Genomic DNA, 15,610 nt, shown 5'->3' on the forward strand with positions numbered 1-15,610 from the left:
ATGCCGACCGTACTGATCACCGGGGCCTCGAGGGGAATCGGCCGCCAACTCGTGGCACACCTGGCGGCGGCGGGCTGGGACGTCGTCGCTGGCGTGCGGACCGCGGCGGACGCCGAGGCGGTGGCGGCGATCGATCGGGTGTCGACGGTGCTGCTCGACGTCACCGATGAGGCCCACATCGCGGCGCTGGCCGGCGCGCTGCCTGCGCGGTTGGACGCGGTGGTCAACAACGCAGGCATCGTCGTCGCAGGACCTGTCGAGGCGATCGATCCGGCGGCGTGGCGAGAACAGTTCGAGGTCAACGTGTTCGGTCAGCTCGCCGTCACGCAGGCGGTGTTGCCGAAGCTGCGCGCCTCGCGGGGCCGGGTGGTGTTCGTCTCGAGTGTCAACGGGCGGCTCTCGGTACCGATGCTGGGCGCATACAGCGCCTCCAAGTTCGCCCTCGAGGGCGCCGCGGACGCGCTGCGGGTCGAGCTGCGGCCGTGGGGCGTCGCGGTCGCCGTCGTGGAACCGGCGCAGACCGATACCGACATGTGGCGGCTGGCGGACACCATGGTGACCGACACCGAGGCGGGGATGTCCGCCGAGTTCGCCGCCTTGTACGCCGGCCACATCGCGGGGATGAAGAAGTTCGTCCCCGCTGCCCGCAGGATGACGGTGCCGGCCGCGAAGGTCGCCGCCGTCGTCGAGCGGGCACTGACGGCGCGGCGGCCGAAAGCCCGCTACATCGTCGGTGTCGGGCCGAGGCTGCAGGTCACCTTCATGTCGAATGTGCCGGTGCCGGTGAGGGATCGAATCATCGGACTGATCGCCGGCGTGCCGCGCCGGCGGCGGCGATGACCGACTTCGTCAAACGCAACGCCGCGGCGCCCGATGGCTTCTTCGCCCTCGAGGCGGCGGGTCTGCGGTGGCTGGCGGCCGCAGGCGGCGCCCGCTGTGCGCGGGTGGTGTCCCACGACGCGACGTCGCTGACGCTGGAGCGGCTGGTGACGGCGGCGCCGGCGCGGGCGGCGGCCCGGGAGTTCGGTGCGGCACTGGCGGTGACACACGATGCCGGAGCCGACGCGTTCGGCGCCGGCCCGCAGGGCTGGCGGGGTGACGGCTTCTTCGGTCCGCTGAGCGGTCCGCTGCCGATGTCGCTGACCGGCCATGATTCCTGGGGCGAGTTCTACGCCCTCGAGCGGTTGCGCCCGATGGCCGCAGCTGCGGCGCCGCGGATGAGTGCGGAGGGCCGCGCCGCGATCGAGGAGGTGGCCGACCTGTGTCGGACCGGGCGATTCGACGACGACGACCGGCCGGCGCGTCTGCACGGTGACCTGTGGAGCGGCAACGTGATGTGGACGCCGGACGGCGTGGTGCTGATCGACCCGGCCGCGCACGGCGGCCACCGCGAGACCGATCTGGCGATGCTGGCGTTGTTCGGCTGTCCGCATCTCGATGACGTGATCGCCGGGTACCAGGGCGTGCATCCGCTGCGCGCCGGGTGGCGCGACCGCGTCGGACTGCACCAGCTGTATCCGCTGCTCGCGCATGTCGTGCTGTTCGGCGGCGGTTATGCGGGCCGCACGGAGGCGGTGCTCGCAGAGATCCTGCGGGGCTGCAGCTAACGACGGATTTCGTTGTGCCAGGCGGTGCGGCCGCGTCGTCTGGGTGATTGACGTGCGGCGACGGTGCGGCGGGATGCGCGGCCCGCAGATAGTTGCCAACGCACAAGCTACGGCGGTGCGGCGCTGCCGGCAAGCGGTGACGTAGCAACATTCCAAACCAAAGGTACGGAATTTGCCAACGATCGCGGGCCATACAAAGCCCATGGCGCTGAACAGCACCGACCTTTCCAATTGCGGAGGTAGGTCGGCGCGTCGGCCTTTGTTGTTGATGGTGGCGAAAATAATCCAGCAATCATGCGGCGGCCGGTGTAACTGATGTTACGGTGCCTGAGAGCACCCTGAGAAACGGTCGAGAGGACTGTCATATGGCCGCGACGACGAAGAAGTCGAAGCACCGCAAGCAGAGCAGGCGCGCAAAGAAGATCGCGGTGATCGGTGCGGCGACAGTGACGTCGGCGGCCCTCACGGTGGGCATGGCGCCGCCGCCACCCGACACCGAGCGGTCGGTGACGATGCCGGTCTCGCTGGCGGCCAGCCCGAATTACACGCAGATCATCGAGAACAGCTCGGACAGCCTGAACAACCTCCTGTATGCGCAGGCGAATTTCACCAACGCCCTCGGAGCCGTGCTGAATCCGCTCGCGGCGCTCTCCGGTGGCGTGCTGCCGTCCGTCGATGCCGACGTGGACCAGGTCGAGGTCAACTCGCTGGCGAGCCTGGTGCAGACGCTGTCCCTCGTACTGAATGCGGTCGGCACGGTACCGAATCTGGGGGCGATCCCCGGCCTGCCGCCGAACGCCGCGACCGACTTGGCCGCTGCGCTCAACCTCCCGAGTGACCTCGGGCTCGGTGCGCTGGCGCCTCTGCTGCTGGAGACGGCGGGCGTTCTCGCCGTGGTCGACGGCCTGCTCGACGTAGTCGCGGGTAATCCGCTACTGAGCGTGCCCACGTTGGACGACGTCATCGACGCGCTCGGCCTGACGGTTCAGACGACGAGCTTCACCTCGTCCTTCCTGTGGCCGGTGCTCGGCATCGACGGTTCGAGCAACGTCACGAACATCTTCGCCCAACTCGACGGATTGACCGGTGCCGCCGTGGTCGGCGAAATCCTCGATCAGACGACACTTCTCGGGGGCGCTCCACTGCCTCCACTCATCCGGGACACCGTCGCTGCGCTCCTCACGCCCCTCGACGTCCTCGAAACCCCCTCCGTCACTGCGTGGTTGCCGACCGCGACCGGCAATTACACGCTGCCGCTCGGTGGCTCGTTCGGATACCTCGCGACGATGCCGACCCTCGCCGTCGGTGCACTCGACGTGCTCGGCATCGAGGTGCCCGAAACGGTCGTCGCGGTGCCGTTGGCCGCCGCCGGCCTCACCCTCCCCCTCGGGCTCGCCTCCTTCGGCACGGTCGCCACGCCGGGCGTGGTGTTCCCGACCGCCACGGGCGTGTCCACGCTGCTCGGCACGAACCTGCAGTCGTTCGCGATGCCGCTACTGGGCGTCAGTTACACCAGCCTCAACACGCTCAACTCGACCTACTTCGGCACCAACGGGATCAACTACAACAGCGGGCAGACCGTCGGACTGCTGACGACCCCGTTCGGCGCACTGCCGATCGTGTACTCGCTCGGCAGGGTGAATGCGGGCACCACCGGATTCGGATTCTCCGGACCGTCGCTGTTCGGCGTGGGTCTGCTGCCTCACCTGCAGGTCGGGACTGCTCCGGACCAGCAGTCACCGGACGGCCTCATCCCCGCCGAAGTCCTGAACCTGGGGCTCGACGTACCCACCCAATTGACCAGCGTGACAGAGGTTCTGGGTATCCCCAGCCCGCAGCTCGCGATCAATGCACTCGTGAACCCGGTCTTCAACGCCACGGCGGCACCATTGGGCGCGCTGATCACGGAGTTCCTGAACGAGAACATCGGGTCGTACGCTGACGGATCATCGGACTTCGCTCTGCAGGTGACCAACATCATCCGGCAACTGTCGGAGCGCATCCCGGGCGCCGAACAGCTGCCGGCTGACGACGAAGCTGCAGCCGACGCGAACATCCTGCAGGCGAACAAGACAGCTGAGCCCGAGAACAAGCCGGTCGCCGCGGCCGACTCCGGCATCAAGCAGGCTGTGACGAACGACGCGGCGCCGAATCTGCCCGCCGCCTCCGGCGGCGAAGGCGGCGAGGAACTCCTCGACGAGAGCGCGGATCCTCAGAACGGCGACGAGGGAACCACTGCTCCGTTCGACAAGGCCGCCAAGGACGCCCTCGAGCAGACCGACAAGAATTTCAAGAGCGCTCGAAGCGAACTCGACCGCATCGCGAAAGACGGCCGCAAGCAGATCAACGACACGGTCAAGGGCGCTCAGAAGGGCCTCAACGACACCGCGAAGAAGGTCGGCACCGGACTCAAGAGGGCCGGCGACGACGTGAAGAAGGCCCTCGGCGGGAACAAGAAGAAGGACGACAAGGACGACAAGAAGACCGAGTCGTCTGACACCTCCGAGAAGGCGGCCGGCTAGCAACCACAGACGAGAAGCGCCGGGGCCGAAACGGCTCCGGTGCTTCTACCATTCGAATGCCGGCCGTCAGCCCAGCAGGTGCTCCACCATCCCGGCCACCAAGGGTCCCAGCACCGTTGCGTACTCCGACGTGATGTGGTTGTCGTCGCGGTAGACCAGCGTGTCACCGACGATCACCGGGCAGCGCTCGGCCGTGCAGAACAGGTCCGACAGCGCCGCGTAGGACCCGCCGCCCGCCGCGACGGCCGCCGCCTCGGCCCCGATTCCCGCATCGCTGAGGGCCTTCGGCCGGTCGGGCGAGCACGCGACGACGTCGTTCATGTGCCCGGACAGACACGTGGGCACCGTTCCGTTCGGGTCGGGCACCGGTCCGAGCACCAGCACCTGTGCACCGGTTGCCCGCAACCGCGACACCAGCTGCGTCAGGGCGTCGAGCCACACCGGGTCGTAGGCGACGAAGCCGAAGTCCGCGCCGTAGCGCCGCGACATGTCGACCACGACGACCTGCGGACGCTCCTGCTCCAGCCGGCGCACAGTGTCCCGGCGCCACTGCACGCACTCGGTGAAGTCGCGGCCCAGATAGGGGCTGCTGATCGGCAACTCCATTAGCGGGCACGTCACCTTACTCATCGTCGACAGCCGCCAATGCCGTTCCCTGGCGATATTTTCGATGCCGGGCTGCCACATCGCCGCGTGGGAGTCGCCGACGAGTGCGACCCCGACCGGTGACGCCGGGTCACCCGACGCGCACTCGGGCTGCTGCACGTCCGGCCAGGAGAGCACGCAGCCGTTGACGAACGCCTCCGGCTTCGCGATCGCGTCGAGCGCCGGGGACAAATTGGCGGGCACCGCACGCAGATCCGCCGAAGCCACCACGGCCGCCTGCACCTGCTCACGCGGTGACAGCTGTCGCGGCGCCGTCGACGGCGTGGGCATCTCCACCACCACCTGACGTGCCGGTGCGCCCGTTCCTGTGGGCACCGGCCGCACCGACAGCAGCACCAGCGCCGCGCACACCGCCAGGCCGGTCGCGACGGCGCCGGCGAGCAGGCTGCGTGGCGCCGACGACCGCAGCCGCACCGCGAAGCGGGCCGGATTCTCGACCAGGTGCAGCGTGAGGATCGCCAGTCCGAGCGAGATCACCACCAGCGCGAGCCGGCCCGCCAGGCCGGGCATCTGCCCGAACACCGGCGGCGCCAGCACCAGCACCGGCCAGTGCCACAGGTACCACGAGTACGACACCCGCCCGATCCCGCGCATCACCGGTTCGCCGAGGAACCGGCCCACTCCGAGATTCGGTGTCGCACAACCGGCGCCGATCACCAGTGCGGTGCCCAGCACGGGCAGCAGCGCCGCGGTGCCGGGGAACGGCGTCGACGAGCCCACCTGCGTGCAGGTGGCGACGATCAGCGCCAGCCCGCCCCACCCGACGACGGCCGCAGCCACCGGCGGCAGCGAACGCCAGAAGCCGGCGGTCAGCGCCACCAAGCCGCCGAGCGCCAGTTCCCAGGCCCTGGTCGGCAGCGAGAAGAACGCCCACGACGGCCACTCGTGCGTCCAGGACAGTGACACCGCGAACGACGCCACCGCGACCACCGTCAGCGTGACGACATAGGGCCGCACCGATCGCGCCGCTGCCCAGCCCGCCCGGGCGACCAGCCACGCCGTCGCGATCATCAGCGCCGGCCACAGTAGGTAGAACTGTTCCTCGACGCCGAGGGACCAGTAGTGCTGCAGCGGTGAGGGCGCCACGTCGGCCGCGAGGTAGTCGGTGCCCTCGATCGCGAACCGGTAGTTGCCGACGTACAGCGCGCTCGCGATGGCGTCACCCAGCACGCTGCGCGCCTGCAGCGCGGGCAGCAGGGCGGCGGACGCGACAGCCGTCGCCGTCAGCACCAGTGCCGCCGCGGGGAGCAGCCGACGAGCCCGCGCCGCATAGAACGCGCCTAGCCGGACGGTTCCGGTGCCGGTCACCTCGCGCCACAGCAGGCCGGTGATCAGGAATCCCGACACGACGAAGAACACGTCCACGCCGATGAATCCGCCGCCGAGGCCCGGAACGCCGGCGTGGTAGAGCACCACCGCCAGCACGGCGATCGCACGCAGCCCTTCGATGTCGGGCCGAAAGCCTGTCCGCATCAGCGGGTTCCGACCGCTCGCGGACGGGCCGCGTCGGGTGGTGGATCCGGGAGTCGCCGCCACTTCAGTCACTTCGGCCCCGATCGTCCCACGTCAGCGGCGTGCCGGCCGGGATTGCCCGCTCGGACGCGCCCCGCGTGTCAGCCGGTCAGGGCTGTGCGGCGAGCCAGGCGAGTTCGGCGGGCAGTTGGCGCCGCCACCCGTCGGCGTCGTGCCCGCCGGCGTAACCCACACCCGACGGCGGCCTGCGCAGCGAGGCGGTGAACTTCTTGGTGGCCGTGTAGAACTGATCACTGGTCCCGCAGTCCACCCGCACCGGGATCACCGACAGCGCTTCGGCGCCGAACACCGAGTACCTGGCGTAGTCGTCGGGCCCGTCGACCGCGCCGTTCATCATCGCCGGGATCCAGCCGGTGTAGAGCGCCGGGCTCACCGCGCAGATCGCCGAGGTGCGTTCCGGACCGAGCAACCCGCCCAGCAGCAGCGCGCCGTAGCCGCCCATCGACCATCCGATGAACGCCACCCGGCTGGTGTCGAGGCCCTTCTGCGCCAGCATCGGCAGCAGTTCGTCGAGCACCATCGCCCCGGCGTCCCCGCCGGATTCCCTGGCGTGCCAGTAGCCGTTGCCGCCGTCGACGCTGACCACCGCCAGCGGAGCGCCACCGGCACGCGCCACCTCGGCGAGTGCGGTCTCGACGCCGAGCGCCATCACGCCCGCGGCGTCGGAGTCCTTGCCGTGCAGTGCGATCACCGTCCGCGCCGGGCCCGTCGCCCCCGGGGTGCGGGCGATCATCCACCGCGTCTCGATCCCGCCGCGCGCGTCGGACCGGAACGATCCCGACAGTGGAGCGGTGGCGGCCGTCGAGGGCGCACCCGGATCGGCCCTCGCGGCTGCGGCGCCGAGCAACGGCGCCAAGGCGAAGGCGGCTCCGGCCCCCAGCCGCAGTGCGGCGCGGCGTGACAGATACGAGTCCGGCGACATGGGCGGCGTCAGTTGAAGGCGAGCCAGCTGGGCAGGGCGCGTTCCTTCGAGTCGCAGAGCACGGCGTAGGTGTCGCAGCTGCCGCGCGGAACCCCTGCGCCGGTCCACATTCCACCGGTGTCGCGGCGGAGGACGATCGCCGAGGACCCGCCGCCGTCGAGCAGCACGGCGCTCTCGGCGCCGAGGCCGCGGAAGAGATCCTGCATGTTGTCCGGCGTGTAGCTGCCGCCCTGGAACACGTACAGCTGGTCGCTCTGGCGGTTGTAGGCGATGGCCGTGCGGGCCGCGCTGGGTCCGCCGTCGTTGAGTTGGCCCGTCTCCCCGGGGCCGAGCAGTCCGATGCCGGCGACCGCGACGAACCGGGTCCCGCCGTCGACCAGCTTGGTGATCTCCGGGGTGGCGGCGTCGTAGTCGTTGTCGCCCTTCGGCATCACCACGTAGGGGGCGCCGCCGACGGGCAGGATCATCGTCGCCAGCGCCGACCAGTGCTCGTTGCCGCCCGACAGTCCCTGCTTGCCGGCGTAGGCCACCGTGCCGGTGACGGCGGCGTTGGCGCGGCCCTGCCCGCGGGTGTTGTCGACGTAGGCGCCCAGCGGCGAACTGCAGTTGGTGTCCCGCCAGGAGCCGCCCTTCTGGCCGCGGACGTCGAAGAAGTTGGCGTTGATCGCGATGGTCGGCCGGCCGAGCGCCTGCCATGCCTGCAGCGGCGGATAGGTCTCCGAGGCCTGCCAGAGCCCCTCGCCGGTGCGTGCCCGGGGGTCACGCTCGCAGCGCGACTGATATCCGGAGTGCGAGTCGACCAGCAGGCGGGGGGTGAGGCGGGCTGCGGCGTTCTTGATCGTCATCAGGTGCCCGCCGTTGTTCAGCGTGTACTCGCGGCCGTCGGCACTGCGGAACGGCGCGGCGAACTGGCCGCCGAAGTTGTACACCAGGTAGGCGCCCTTGGTGTTGGCGATCGCGCCGAGCAGCATTTCGCGAGCGTCAGCGGCCCGGGCGATCGGCCCGCCCAGCGTCGCCAGCGCAGCACACAGTGCGAGCACGGCGGCACCGGCCGTCCATCGCCGCATCAGTGCTGCTGGGGCTTTCATCACCGGCCTTTCCCGCGGATCATCCAGCACACAACACTAATCACGGCAGCAACACTGTCAACTTGCGTAACAGCTGCGTCACAATGCGCTAACGCGCGAATGTCGCTTTGGCGGCAAGGCTTTGCCGAACGGGCACGAAGGTGTGCGATTAGACCGAAGGCATCCGGGAAACACCGCTTCCGTGACGGCGCCAACCGGTGTCGCTGACAAAGGAGTGCGAAAATGTTCTGGACAATCATCTCCGCGATCATCGGAGGCCTGATCATCGGCGCACTGGCGCGCCTGGTCATGCCCGGCAAGCAGAACATCGGCGTGATCATGACGATCGTGCTCGGCGTCCTCGGGTCGTTCATCGGCTCGTGGGCCTGCTACAACCTGTTCGGTTACCAGAACGAAGGCGGCGGCTGGGCCGTCATCCCGTTCATCGTCGGCATCGTCGTGGCGGCCATCCTGATCGCGATCTACCTCGCGGTCACCGGGCGCAAGACCCGAGGCACCACGGTTCGCTGATCAACGGCCGGGCGGCGCCAACCGGTAGACCGCATCGGCATAGTCATCACTGATGTAGACGGCGCCGTCCGGTCCCGCGACTGCGGCGACCGGGCGGCCCCACCGTGATCCGTCCTCGGACTGGAAACCACCGACCAGGGTCTGCTGGTCACCCAACCCGCCGTCGCGCCAGGGGTAGAACGACACCTCCGGCGCGCGCGGCGGGTCTGCGTTCCACGACCCGTGGATGCCGACCAGCGCCCCGGCCGAATATGGGTCCGGCAGCGTGCCGTCGGTGAAGCTGAGGCCCAGCGGCGCCGAATGTGCGCCGAAGCTCTGCTCGACCGGCGGCAGTGCCGCGCAGTCCATGTTCGCGCCGTCGGGATTGGTCTGCACGTCGCGGATGAACGGCAGATTCGCCGGGCCGCCGTCCGGATTGCAGTACGGCCACCCGAGCTCGCGACCGGGAGTGAGTTTCGCGAGCTGCTCGCGCGGATGGTCGGAGACGTACTCGGGCAGGACCTTGCCGTAGTCCGGGCCGGGCTCGGGGAACGCGACATTGTCGCGCCCGTTGTTCGCCGTCCACAGCGAGCCGTCGGGCGCGACGGCCAGGCCGGTGCCGTTGCGCACGCCGGTCGCGAACGGCTCGGCGGGCCCGCCGCCGGGCGGCACCCGCATGACGGTGGCGCGCGGCGGCGTCGCGGTCCGGTCCTCTGCGGAGACGTTCCCGGTGCTGCCGATCGAGAAGTACACCGCGCCGTCGGGTCCCACCGCAACGCTCTTCAGGGCGTGCGCGTAGGCGCCCCTCAGGTCGGGACTCTTGGCGTCGGGCAGCCCGCCGGCGACGGTGCGGCGGTTGACGGCCCGCCCGCCTGCGTAGTCGTAGGCGACGACGCCGTCGCTCTCGGCGACGTGGAGCGTCGGGCCGGCGAAGGCCAGCCCGTGCGGTTGGTTGAGACCCTCGAGCAACAGCGTCTCCCGCGGGCCCGCGCCCGACGGTTCGAGCCGGATGACCTGCCCGGTCCTGGGCACCGAGACGAGCAGTGCGCCGTCGGGCGCCCAGGCCATCAGCCGCGCCTGCGGGATGCGCGCCCACACCGACATCGTCCAGCCCGGCGGTACCAGCGCCTGGCGGGGCTCGTCGAACGGCGCGGCGCCGAGGTCCTCGGGCACCTCCACCGTCGTGGCCGCCAGTTCTGCAGTGCCGACGGGCGCGGCCGCCGACGTGTTCGTCGACGGCGCGTCGCCCTTCTGGTCGGCGGGTGGAGCCGTCGAGCACCCGGCCGAGAGTGTCACGCCGATCAGCGCGACACCGATGTGCCTACGCCGCAGCCAGATTCGCATGCATCTCCCAGACCAGGATCTCCGACGGTTCGGTGGCGGTGACGCGCTGGCCACCGGAGGCGGTGAAACGCACGGCGTCCCCCTCATTGAGCGGGCCTGCGCCTTCCAGGGTGACGTCGCCGCGCGCGACGAACAGGTGAAGGTAAGGCGCCGAGGGTAATTCGACACTGTCGCCGGGTTGCAGACGGGCGCCGTGCAGCGCGGCGTACTTGTTGCGGATGGTGATCGCGGACTCGCCGTCGTGCTCGGGCATGCCCGAGGCGATGGGCACCAGCCCGCCGCGCAAGAGTTCGTCGTCGATCTCGAGCTGCTGATAGCCCGGGGTGATTCCGGACTCATCGGGCACCACCCACATCTGGACGAAGTGCACCGGTTCGCTGTGGGACTGTTCGCCGGTCAGGGTCCACGAGTCGTTCTTCTCCGAGTGCAGGATGCCGCGGCCGGCAGACATCCGCTGCGCCAGACCGGGGTAGATGACGCCCGAGTGGCCGGTCGAATCCTGGTGCACCAGCGACCCGCGCAGCACCCAGGTGACGATCTCCATGTCGCGGTGCGGATGGGTGTCGAACCCCGAACCGGGGGTGACGATGTCGTCGTTGTTCACCAAGAGCAGGCCGTGGTGGGTGTTGCCGGGTTCGTAATGCTGCCCGAACGAGAACGAGTGCTTGGAGTCCAACCAGCTGATCCTGGTCTTCGCGCGGTCGGCTGCGCGCCGGATGTCGACGGTCTCGGGCATGGTGAAGTCTCCTCGGTTGCGGCCAGCCTAGGTGTGGCCTCTGGACGCGACAACATAAATGATGTGTCATGTATTTCATGTGGTTGTCGAACGAGGAACAGCGCATCTGGCGCGGATACCTGGCGCTGGTCTCCCAGCTGCAGGCCGCGATGAACCGCCAGCTGCAGCGGGACTGCGGGCTGTCGCTGAGCGACTACGACGTGCTGGTCGCACTGTCCGAACGGGGTCCGCAGCGGATGTACCAGCTCGCCGAGGCGCTCGGCTGGGAGCAGAGCCGGCTGTCGCACCAGCTCCGGCGGATGCGCGACCGTGGCCTGATCGACCGGCACGGTGCGGACTCCGATCGCCGAGGCGCGACGGTCGACCTGCGCGACGCGGGCCGCTCGGCGCTCGACCTGGCTGCGCCCGGGCATGCCCGGCTGGTGCGCGAGGTGCTCTTCGACGGTGTCGCGGCCGCCGACCGGCGCGCGTTCGGCCACGTCGTCGACAGTGCGCTGGCGCGGCTGCGTTAGCGCTCGCCGACGGCGAGGCCCTCCCACAACTCCTTGGCCGCATACCGCGCCCGGTCGTTGACCTCGATCGGCGCCGCCGAGATCTGCTGCTCGGCGGCGCCGCCGCCGATGTGCTCCACGAGTGCGACGGCGAGGGCCCGCAGCTTGACGTTGGCGCGCTGACTGGCGTCGCGCAGCATCACCCAGGCGCCGTCGGCGTCGCATCCCAGCCGGCCCATCACCGCGCCCTTGGCCTGCTCGATGGCGCTTCGCGACTGGAGCACCGCGAGCACGTCGGCCATGTTGGTACCGCTGTCGGCGGCCACCGTCACCAGCGCCGCCGACACCAGGTGCTCGTAACTGATCAGCGTTGCCACCGTCCCCGCCGTGGCGGGGCCGTCGAGCGTGCACGACAGCACCACCGCACCGTCGCCCCACACGCCGGGGACCGCGGCGGCGCCGCCGACCTGTTCCCAGGTCCGGGCGTGGTCGGGGAGGCGCTCGGTCATCGCGGCCAGGGTCAGTTCCGGCCACCTGTCGTCCGCCCAGAGCTGCAGGCTGACGATCGGCAGCTGGTGGGTCAGCGAATCGGCGACCGGCCCGCCGAGCCCGCCGGTCTGCACCGCGACCAGCTCGCCCTCGGCGCCGAGCTGACACAGCACCACCGGCGCGCCGGCGTCCGTCGTGCTGTCGTGGACGGCGATCGCCACGCCCAGCACGCCAGGCAGGTCGTCGTGTATGCGCTCGAGTACCCGTTGCAGGAGGGTGGCCAGCTGAGGCTGATCCCGGAGCGCACGCAGGGCGGGCGTCATCAGTCGGTCAACTCGACGGTGGTCACCCGGTCCAGGCCGGAGATGTCGAGCAGCTTCTTCAGCGGCCCGGCGCGATCGATCCGCAGCGTCAGGTCGGTGTCGGCGCCGGCCTTGAACAGCGCCCGCATGCCCGCGCTGTCGCAGTACGTCACGCCGACCATGTCGACGACGACCGGCTGCCCGTCACCGGCAGCCTGCCGCAACACGTCGCTGAATCGGTCGACGTTGCCGAGGTCTATGTCGCCGGTGGCGATCACCGTCACCCGGCCGTCCCCGTCTTGCCTGAAGAACTGAGCCGAAATCATCCCTGTGCACTTCTCCACCACGTCACACGTTTTGTCCGCCGATCAACTTACTGGTGCGCGGCGGCATGTGGTGGCGGTCGAGAGATGTCAGGAATCTGACATGGTCACCAGTCGGACTCGTCGAACGTGATGACGCCCCGGATGTTCTTCCCGTCGAGCATGTCCTGGTAACCCTGGTTGATGTCCTCGAGGCGGTAGGTGGTGGTCACCATCTCGTCGACCTTCAGCAATCCCGACTTGTAGAGGCCGACCAGCCGCGGCGTCTCGACGTGGCTGCTCCCGCCGCCGAAGATGTTGCCCTTCAACGTCTTCTGCAGCATCGTGAACAGGAACAGGTTGAGCTTGACGTCGACGTCCATCATCGAGCCCATCCCGGTCACCACGCAGGTGCCGGTCTTGGCGGTCAGCGTCATGGCCTCCTCGATGTACTCGCCGCGCATCTCGCCGACCGCGATGATCGTCTTCTCGGCCATGAAGCCGTGGGTGAGCTCGAGCACCGGGCCGATCGCCTCGGCCATCGACGTGAAGACGTGGGTGGCGCCGAACTTGACCGCCTGGTCGCGCTTGAACTCGACGGGGTCGATAGCGACGACGTTGCGCGCCCCGGAGATGACGGCGCCCTGCAGCGCCGAGAGTCCGATGCCGCCGACGCCGACGATCACCACCGTCTCGCCGGGCTGGACCTCGGCGATGTTGGTCGCCGACCCGAAGCCCGTCGGCACGGCGCAGCCGAGGATCGCCGCGGTCTCGAACGGCACGTCCGCGTCGATCTTGACCACGGAGTCCTTGTGCACGGTCATGTACGGGGCGAAGGTGCCCAGCAGGTTCATCGGCGACACCTCGGTGCCGCCGGCGTGCACGCGGCTGGTCCCGTCGGCGATGGCCTTGCCGCCGAGCAGCAGGGCGCCGCGGTCACACAAGGACCGGAAGCCCTTGAGGCAGGGCTGGCACTCACCGCAGGCGGGGATGAACGCCAGGATGACGTGGTCGCCCTCCTGCAGGCCGGTGACGTTGCGGCCGACCTTGGTGATGACGCCCGCGCCCTCGTGGCCGCCGAGGGCGGGCAGGGCGATCGGGGTGGCGCCGGTGCTCAGGTGGTAGTCGGAGTGGCACATGCCCGCCGCGTGCATGCGGATCTGCACCTCGTCGTCGACGGGGTCGCCGATCTCGATCTCGTCGATGCGGAACGGGGAGTTCAGCTCCCACAGCAGGGCGCCCTTGGTCTTCATGATCCGCGATAATAGAACACGTTGCAGAACCTGCCGCATCGGCGACTCTGAGCTGCGGGTTCGATGCGCAGAGTGCGTCAACCGCCTAGCTCCGGAAATTCGTGCGCCGAAGGGGTGTCGGGGCGGCTTACGGTCGACGCATGACGCGATTCCGCCGGGTGAGCGCGGTCGTCCTCGCCGCATCGGTCCTGCTGACCGGCTGCGACGGCGCCGGGCAGCCCGAATCCGCCCCGAGTGTCACCGTCGACGAGTCGTTGACGCCGCTGCTCGTCACGAAGACCGAGTTCACGGGGTGGAGCGTCGAGGACTTCAGTGACCAGATCGCCGAGGAGTCCAAGAGCACACCGAAGGGGAAGGCCGATCCGCCGGAGTGCGATTCGTCGGACAAGACGTCGCTGACCAGTGCGGTCGCCGCCATGGTCAGCCGGCAGCGGGGCAAGCCCGGTGTGCTCGTCAGCCTCAGCAGGCAACGCGTCGAGACCCTCGTCGCCGACACCGAGAAGTGGCTGGCCGAATGCAAGACCTTCTCGAGCGAACGGGACGGCGTCCGGGCGGACACGACGGTGCAGCGGCTCGGCCCTCCGGCCAGCGAAGCCGATGCGCAGGTCGGTTACGAGATGAAGAGCACGGCGCGGGCAGGCAGTGAGACCGTCGAGGTGTCCGTGGCGGGCTACACCGGACAGGTCGGTGACGTCCTCGTCATGGCCATCGCGATGGGTGGCGACGCCGGCGTACCCGGGCGTCGCGTCGTGGTGAACAAGGAGATGCTCAACGACGTCTTCGTCACGCAGGTGGCCAAGATCAAAGCGGCCGGCGCTGCGAGCTAGAGGTGGGCCGGCAGACCGAAATCAAGGAATGTCGCCGCGTGGAACGCCACCACATGCGAGATCCCGGCACCGGCCCTGACGTCGAGCACGTGTAGCTGGAAGGGCTCGTGGCGGCCGGACTCCGGGTTGAGCATGTACATCGCCCCGGCCGGCTGACCGTTGGCGATCGTCGGCAATAGCCGCATGTCGCCTGGGTTCTCCGCCGGACAGTGCGTCTTCGACAGCAACACGATCTCCTGCGGGCCCTGATACCAGCCGTCGAACGGCGGCATCTCCCAGATCGCGTCCGCGGTGAACAACTCGACCAGTTCGTCCATGTCGTAGGCCTCGAAGGCCGCGATGTAGCGGTCGAGCAGGTCCTGTGCCTCGGGCGACTCCGGCGGCTCGATCTTGTCGTCCTCGCTGGGGCCGATCTCGTCGAGCTGCGCGCGGGCCCGCTGCAGCAGGCTGTTCACCGCGGCCGTCGACGACCCGATGGCGTCGGCCACCTCGGCGGCCTTCCACTGCAGCACCTCACGCAACACCAGCACCGCCCTTTGCCGCGGCGGCAGATGCTGAAGCGCCGCGACGAACGCCAGCCGCACCGACTCCCGCGATCCGACGATGTTCGACGGGTCCGTCGAGTCGTCGGGGATCGGCTCCAGCCAGGGCACCTCGTCGCGGGCCACGATCTCGTCCGACGGATCCGAACTGGGCGCTCCGAGACCCGTCGGCAGCGGCCTGCGCTTACGGCTCTCCAGCGCTGTCAGGCAGGTGTTGGTGGCGATGCGGTACAGCCAGGTGCGCACCGACGACTTGCCCTCGAAACCCTTGTAGGACTTCCACGCCCGCAGGTAAGTCTCCTGCACCAGGTCTTCGGCGTCGTGCAGCGATCCGGTCATTCGGTAGCAGTGCGCGGTCAACTCCCGGCGGTACCGCTGGGCGTCGGCCAGGAAGTCGTCTTCTGAGCCGGGCCGGTCGAGACTGTGCGCGAGGACGGTCACGACGCCGAGCTTACTGAGGACGCCGACAACCGACACGCGTCTTCGTCCCATCTGCC

15 protein-coding genes are annotated in these 15,610 nt (G+C 69.4%); 6 read left to right on the plus strand and 9 right to left on the minus strand.

Annotated elements, in window-relative coordinates; translation table 11 throughout:
- The 3 genes from O6P37_RS27395 to O6P37_RS27405 all read left to right on the plus strand — a co-directional run bounded on the left by O6P37_RS27395 (nucleotide 1) and on the right by O6P37_RS27405 (nucleotide 4,129).
- A complete protein-coding gene (locus O6P37_RS27395; RefSeq protein WP_269897027.1) occupies nucleotides 1-840 on the plus strand; it encodes an SDR family NAD(P)-dependent oxidoreductase in 840 nt (279 codons plus the stop codon).
- On the plus strand, nucleotides 837-1,607 hold the full coding sequence (locus O6P37_RS27400; RefSeq protein ID WP_269897028.1) for a fructosamine kinase family protein: 771 nt from the start codon (nucleotides 837-839) through the stop codon (nucleotides 1,605-1,607). Before O6P37_RS27395 ends, O6P37_RS27400 begins: the two co-directional genes overlap by 4 nt.
- 365 nt (nucleotides 1,608-1,972) lie before the next feature.
- Nucleotides 1,973-4,129, plus strand: a complete 2,157-nt coding sequence (locus O6P37_RS27405; RefSeq protein WP_269897029.1) for a hypothetical protein — start codon at nucleotides 1,973-1,975, stop codon at nucleotides 4,127-4,129.
- A 66-nt stretch (nucleotides 4,130-4,195) separates the two neighbouring features.
- On the opposite strand, the gene O6P37_RS27410 is transcribed toward O6P37_RS27405, so the two are convergent.
- The 3 genes from O6P37_RS27410 to O6P37_RS27420 form a co-directional block, all read right to left on the minus strand.
- Entirely contained in the window at nucleotides 4,196-6,268 is a 2,073-nt protein-coding gene (locus tag O6P37_RS27410; RefSeq protein ID WP_269897030.1) for an acyltransferase family protein, read from the minus strand.
- Nucleotides 6,269-6,416: 148 nt separating this feature from the next.
- Entirely contained in the window at nucleotides 6,417-7,250 is an 834-nt protein-coding gene (locus O6P37_RS27415; protein WP_269897031.1) for an alpha/beta hydrolase-fold protein, read from the minus strand.
- A gap of 8 nt (nucleotides 7,251-7,258) precedes the next feature.
- Nucleotides 7,259-8,338 (minus strand): phosphodiester glycosidase family protein, encoded by a 1,080-nt coding sequence (locus tag O6P37_RS27420; protein ID WP_269897032.1) that lies wholly within the window; start codon nucleotides 8,336-8,338, stop codon nucleotides 7,259-7,261.
- Nucleotides 8,339-8,560: 222 nt separating this feature from the next.
- Between O6P37_RS27420 and O6P37_RS27425 the strand changes: the two genes are divergently transcribed.
- Entirely contained in the window at nucleotides 8,561-8,848 is a 288-nt protein-coding gene (locus tag O6P37_RS27425) for a GlsB/YeaQ/YmgE family stress response membrane protein (protein WP_269897033.1), read from the plus strand.
- Here the strand turns inward: O6P37_RS27425 and O6P37_RS27430 are convergent, their stop codons facing one another.
- Entirely contained in the window at nucleotides 8,849-10,171 is a 1,323-nt protein-coding gene (locus tag O6P37_RS27430; protein ID WP_269897034.1) for a PQQ-dependent sugar dehydrogenase, read from the minus strand.
- A complete protein-coding gene (locus O6P37_RS27435) occupies nucleotides 10,149-10,907 on the minus strand; it encodes a pirin family protein (protein ID WP_269897035.1) in 759 nt (252 codons plus the stop codon). The genes O6P37_RS27430 and O6P37_RS27435 overlap by 23 nt, the downstream gene beginning before the upstream one ends.
- 68 nt (nucleotides 10,908-10,975) lie before the next feature.
- Here O6P37_RS27435 and O6P37_RS27440 point away from each other — a divergent pair, with 68 nt between their 5' ends.
- Nucleotides 10,976-11,419, plus strand: a complete 444-nt coding sequence (locus O6P37_RS27440; RefSeq protein ID WP_269897036.1) for a MarR family winged helix-turn-helix transcriptional regulator — start codon at nucleotides 10,976-10,978, stop codon at nucleotides 11,417-11,419.
- Here the strand turns inward: O6P37_RS27440 and O6P37_RS27445 are convergent.
- The 3 genes from O6P37_RS27445 to O6P37_RS27455 all read right to left on the minus strand — a co-directional run bounded on the left by O6P37_RS27445 (nucleotide 11,416) and on the right by O6P37_RS27455 (nucleotide 13,744).
- A complete protein-coding gene (locus O6P37_RS27445) occupies nucleotides 11,416-12,210 on the minus strand; it encodes an ANTAR domain-containing protein (RefSeq protein WP_269897037.1) in 795 nt (264 codons plus the stop codon). The two genes, O6P37_RS27440 and O6P37_RS27445, sit on opposite strands and share 4 nt — an antisense overlap.
- Nucleotides 12,210-12,473: an STAS domain-containing protein gene (locus tag O6P37_RS27450; RefSeq protein WP_269897038.1), complete on the minus strand. Its 264-nt coding sequence runs from the start codon at nucleotides 12,471-12,473 to the stop codon at nucleotides 12,210-12,212. Before O6P37_RS27450 ends, O6P37_RS27445 begins: the two co-directional genes overlap by 1 nt.
- 146 nt (nucleotides 12,474-12,619) lie before the next feature.
- Nucleotides 12,620-13,744: an NDMA-dependent alcohol dehydrogenase gene (locus O6P37_RS27455; RefSeq protein ID WP_269897039.1), complete on the minus strand. Its 1,125-nt coding sequence runs from the start codon at nucleotides 13,742-13,744 to the stop codon at nucleotides 12,620-12,622.
- Nucleotides 13,745-13,884: 140 nt separating this feature from the next.
- Between O6P37_RS27455 and O6P37_RS27460 the strand changes: the two genes are divergently transcribed.
- Nucleotides 13,885-14,571, plus strand: a complete 687-nt coding sequence (locus tag O6P37_RS27460; protein WP_269897040.1) for a hypothetical protein — start codon at nucleotides 13,885-13,887, stop codon at nucleotides 14,569-14,571.
- Here the strand turns inward: O6P37_RS27460 and O6P37_RS27465 are convergent.
- Nucleotides 14,568-15,605 (minus strand): sigma-70 family RNA polymerase sigma factor, encoded by a 1,038-nt coding sequence (locus tag O6P37_RS27465; protein WP_269897041.1) that lies wholly within the window; start codon nucleotides 15,603-15,605, stop codon nucleotides 14,568-14,570. The two genes, O6P37_RS27460 and O6P37_RS27465, sit on opposite strands and share 4 nt — an antisense overlap.
- Nucleotides 15,606-15,610: the final 5 nt, after the last annotated feature.

It is taken from the genome of Mycobacterium hippophais, from assembly GCF_027529605.1.
Taxonomy (GTDB): Bacteria; Actinomycetota; Actinomycetes; order Mycobacteriales; family Mycobacteriaceae; genus Mycobacterium; species Mycobacterium arseniciresistens.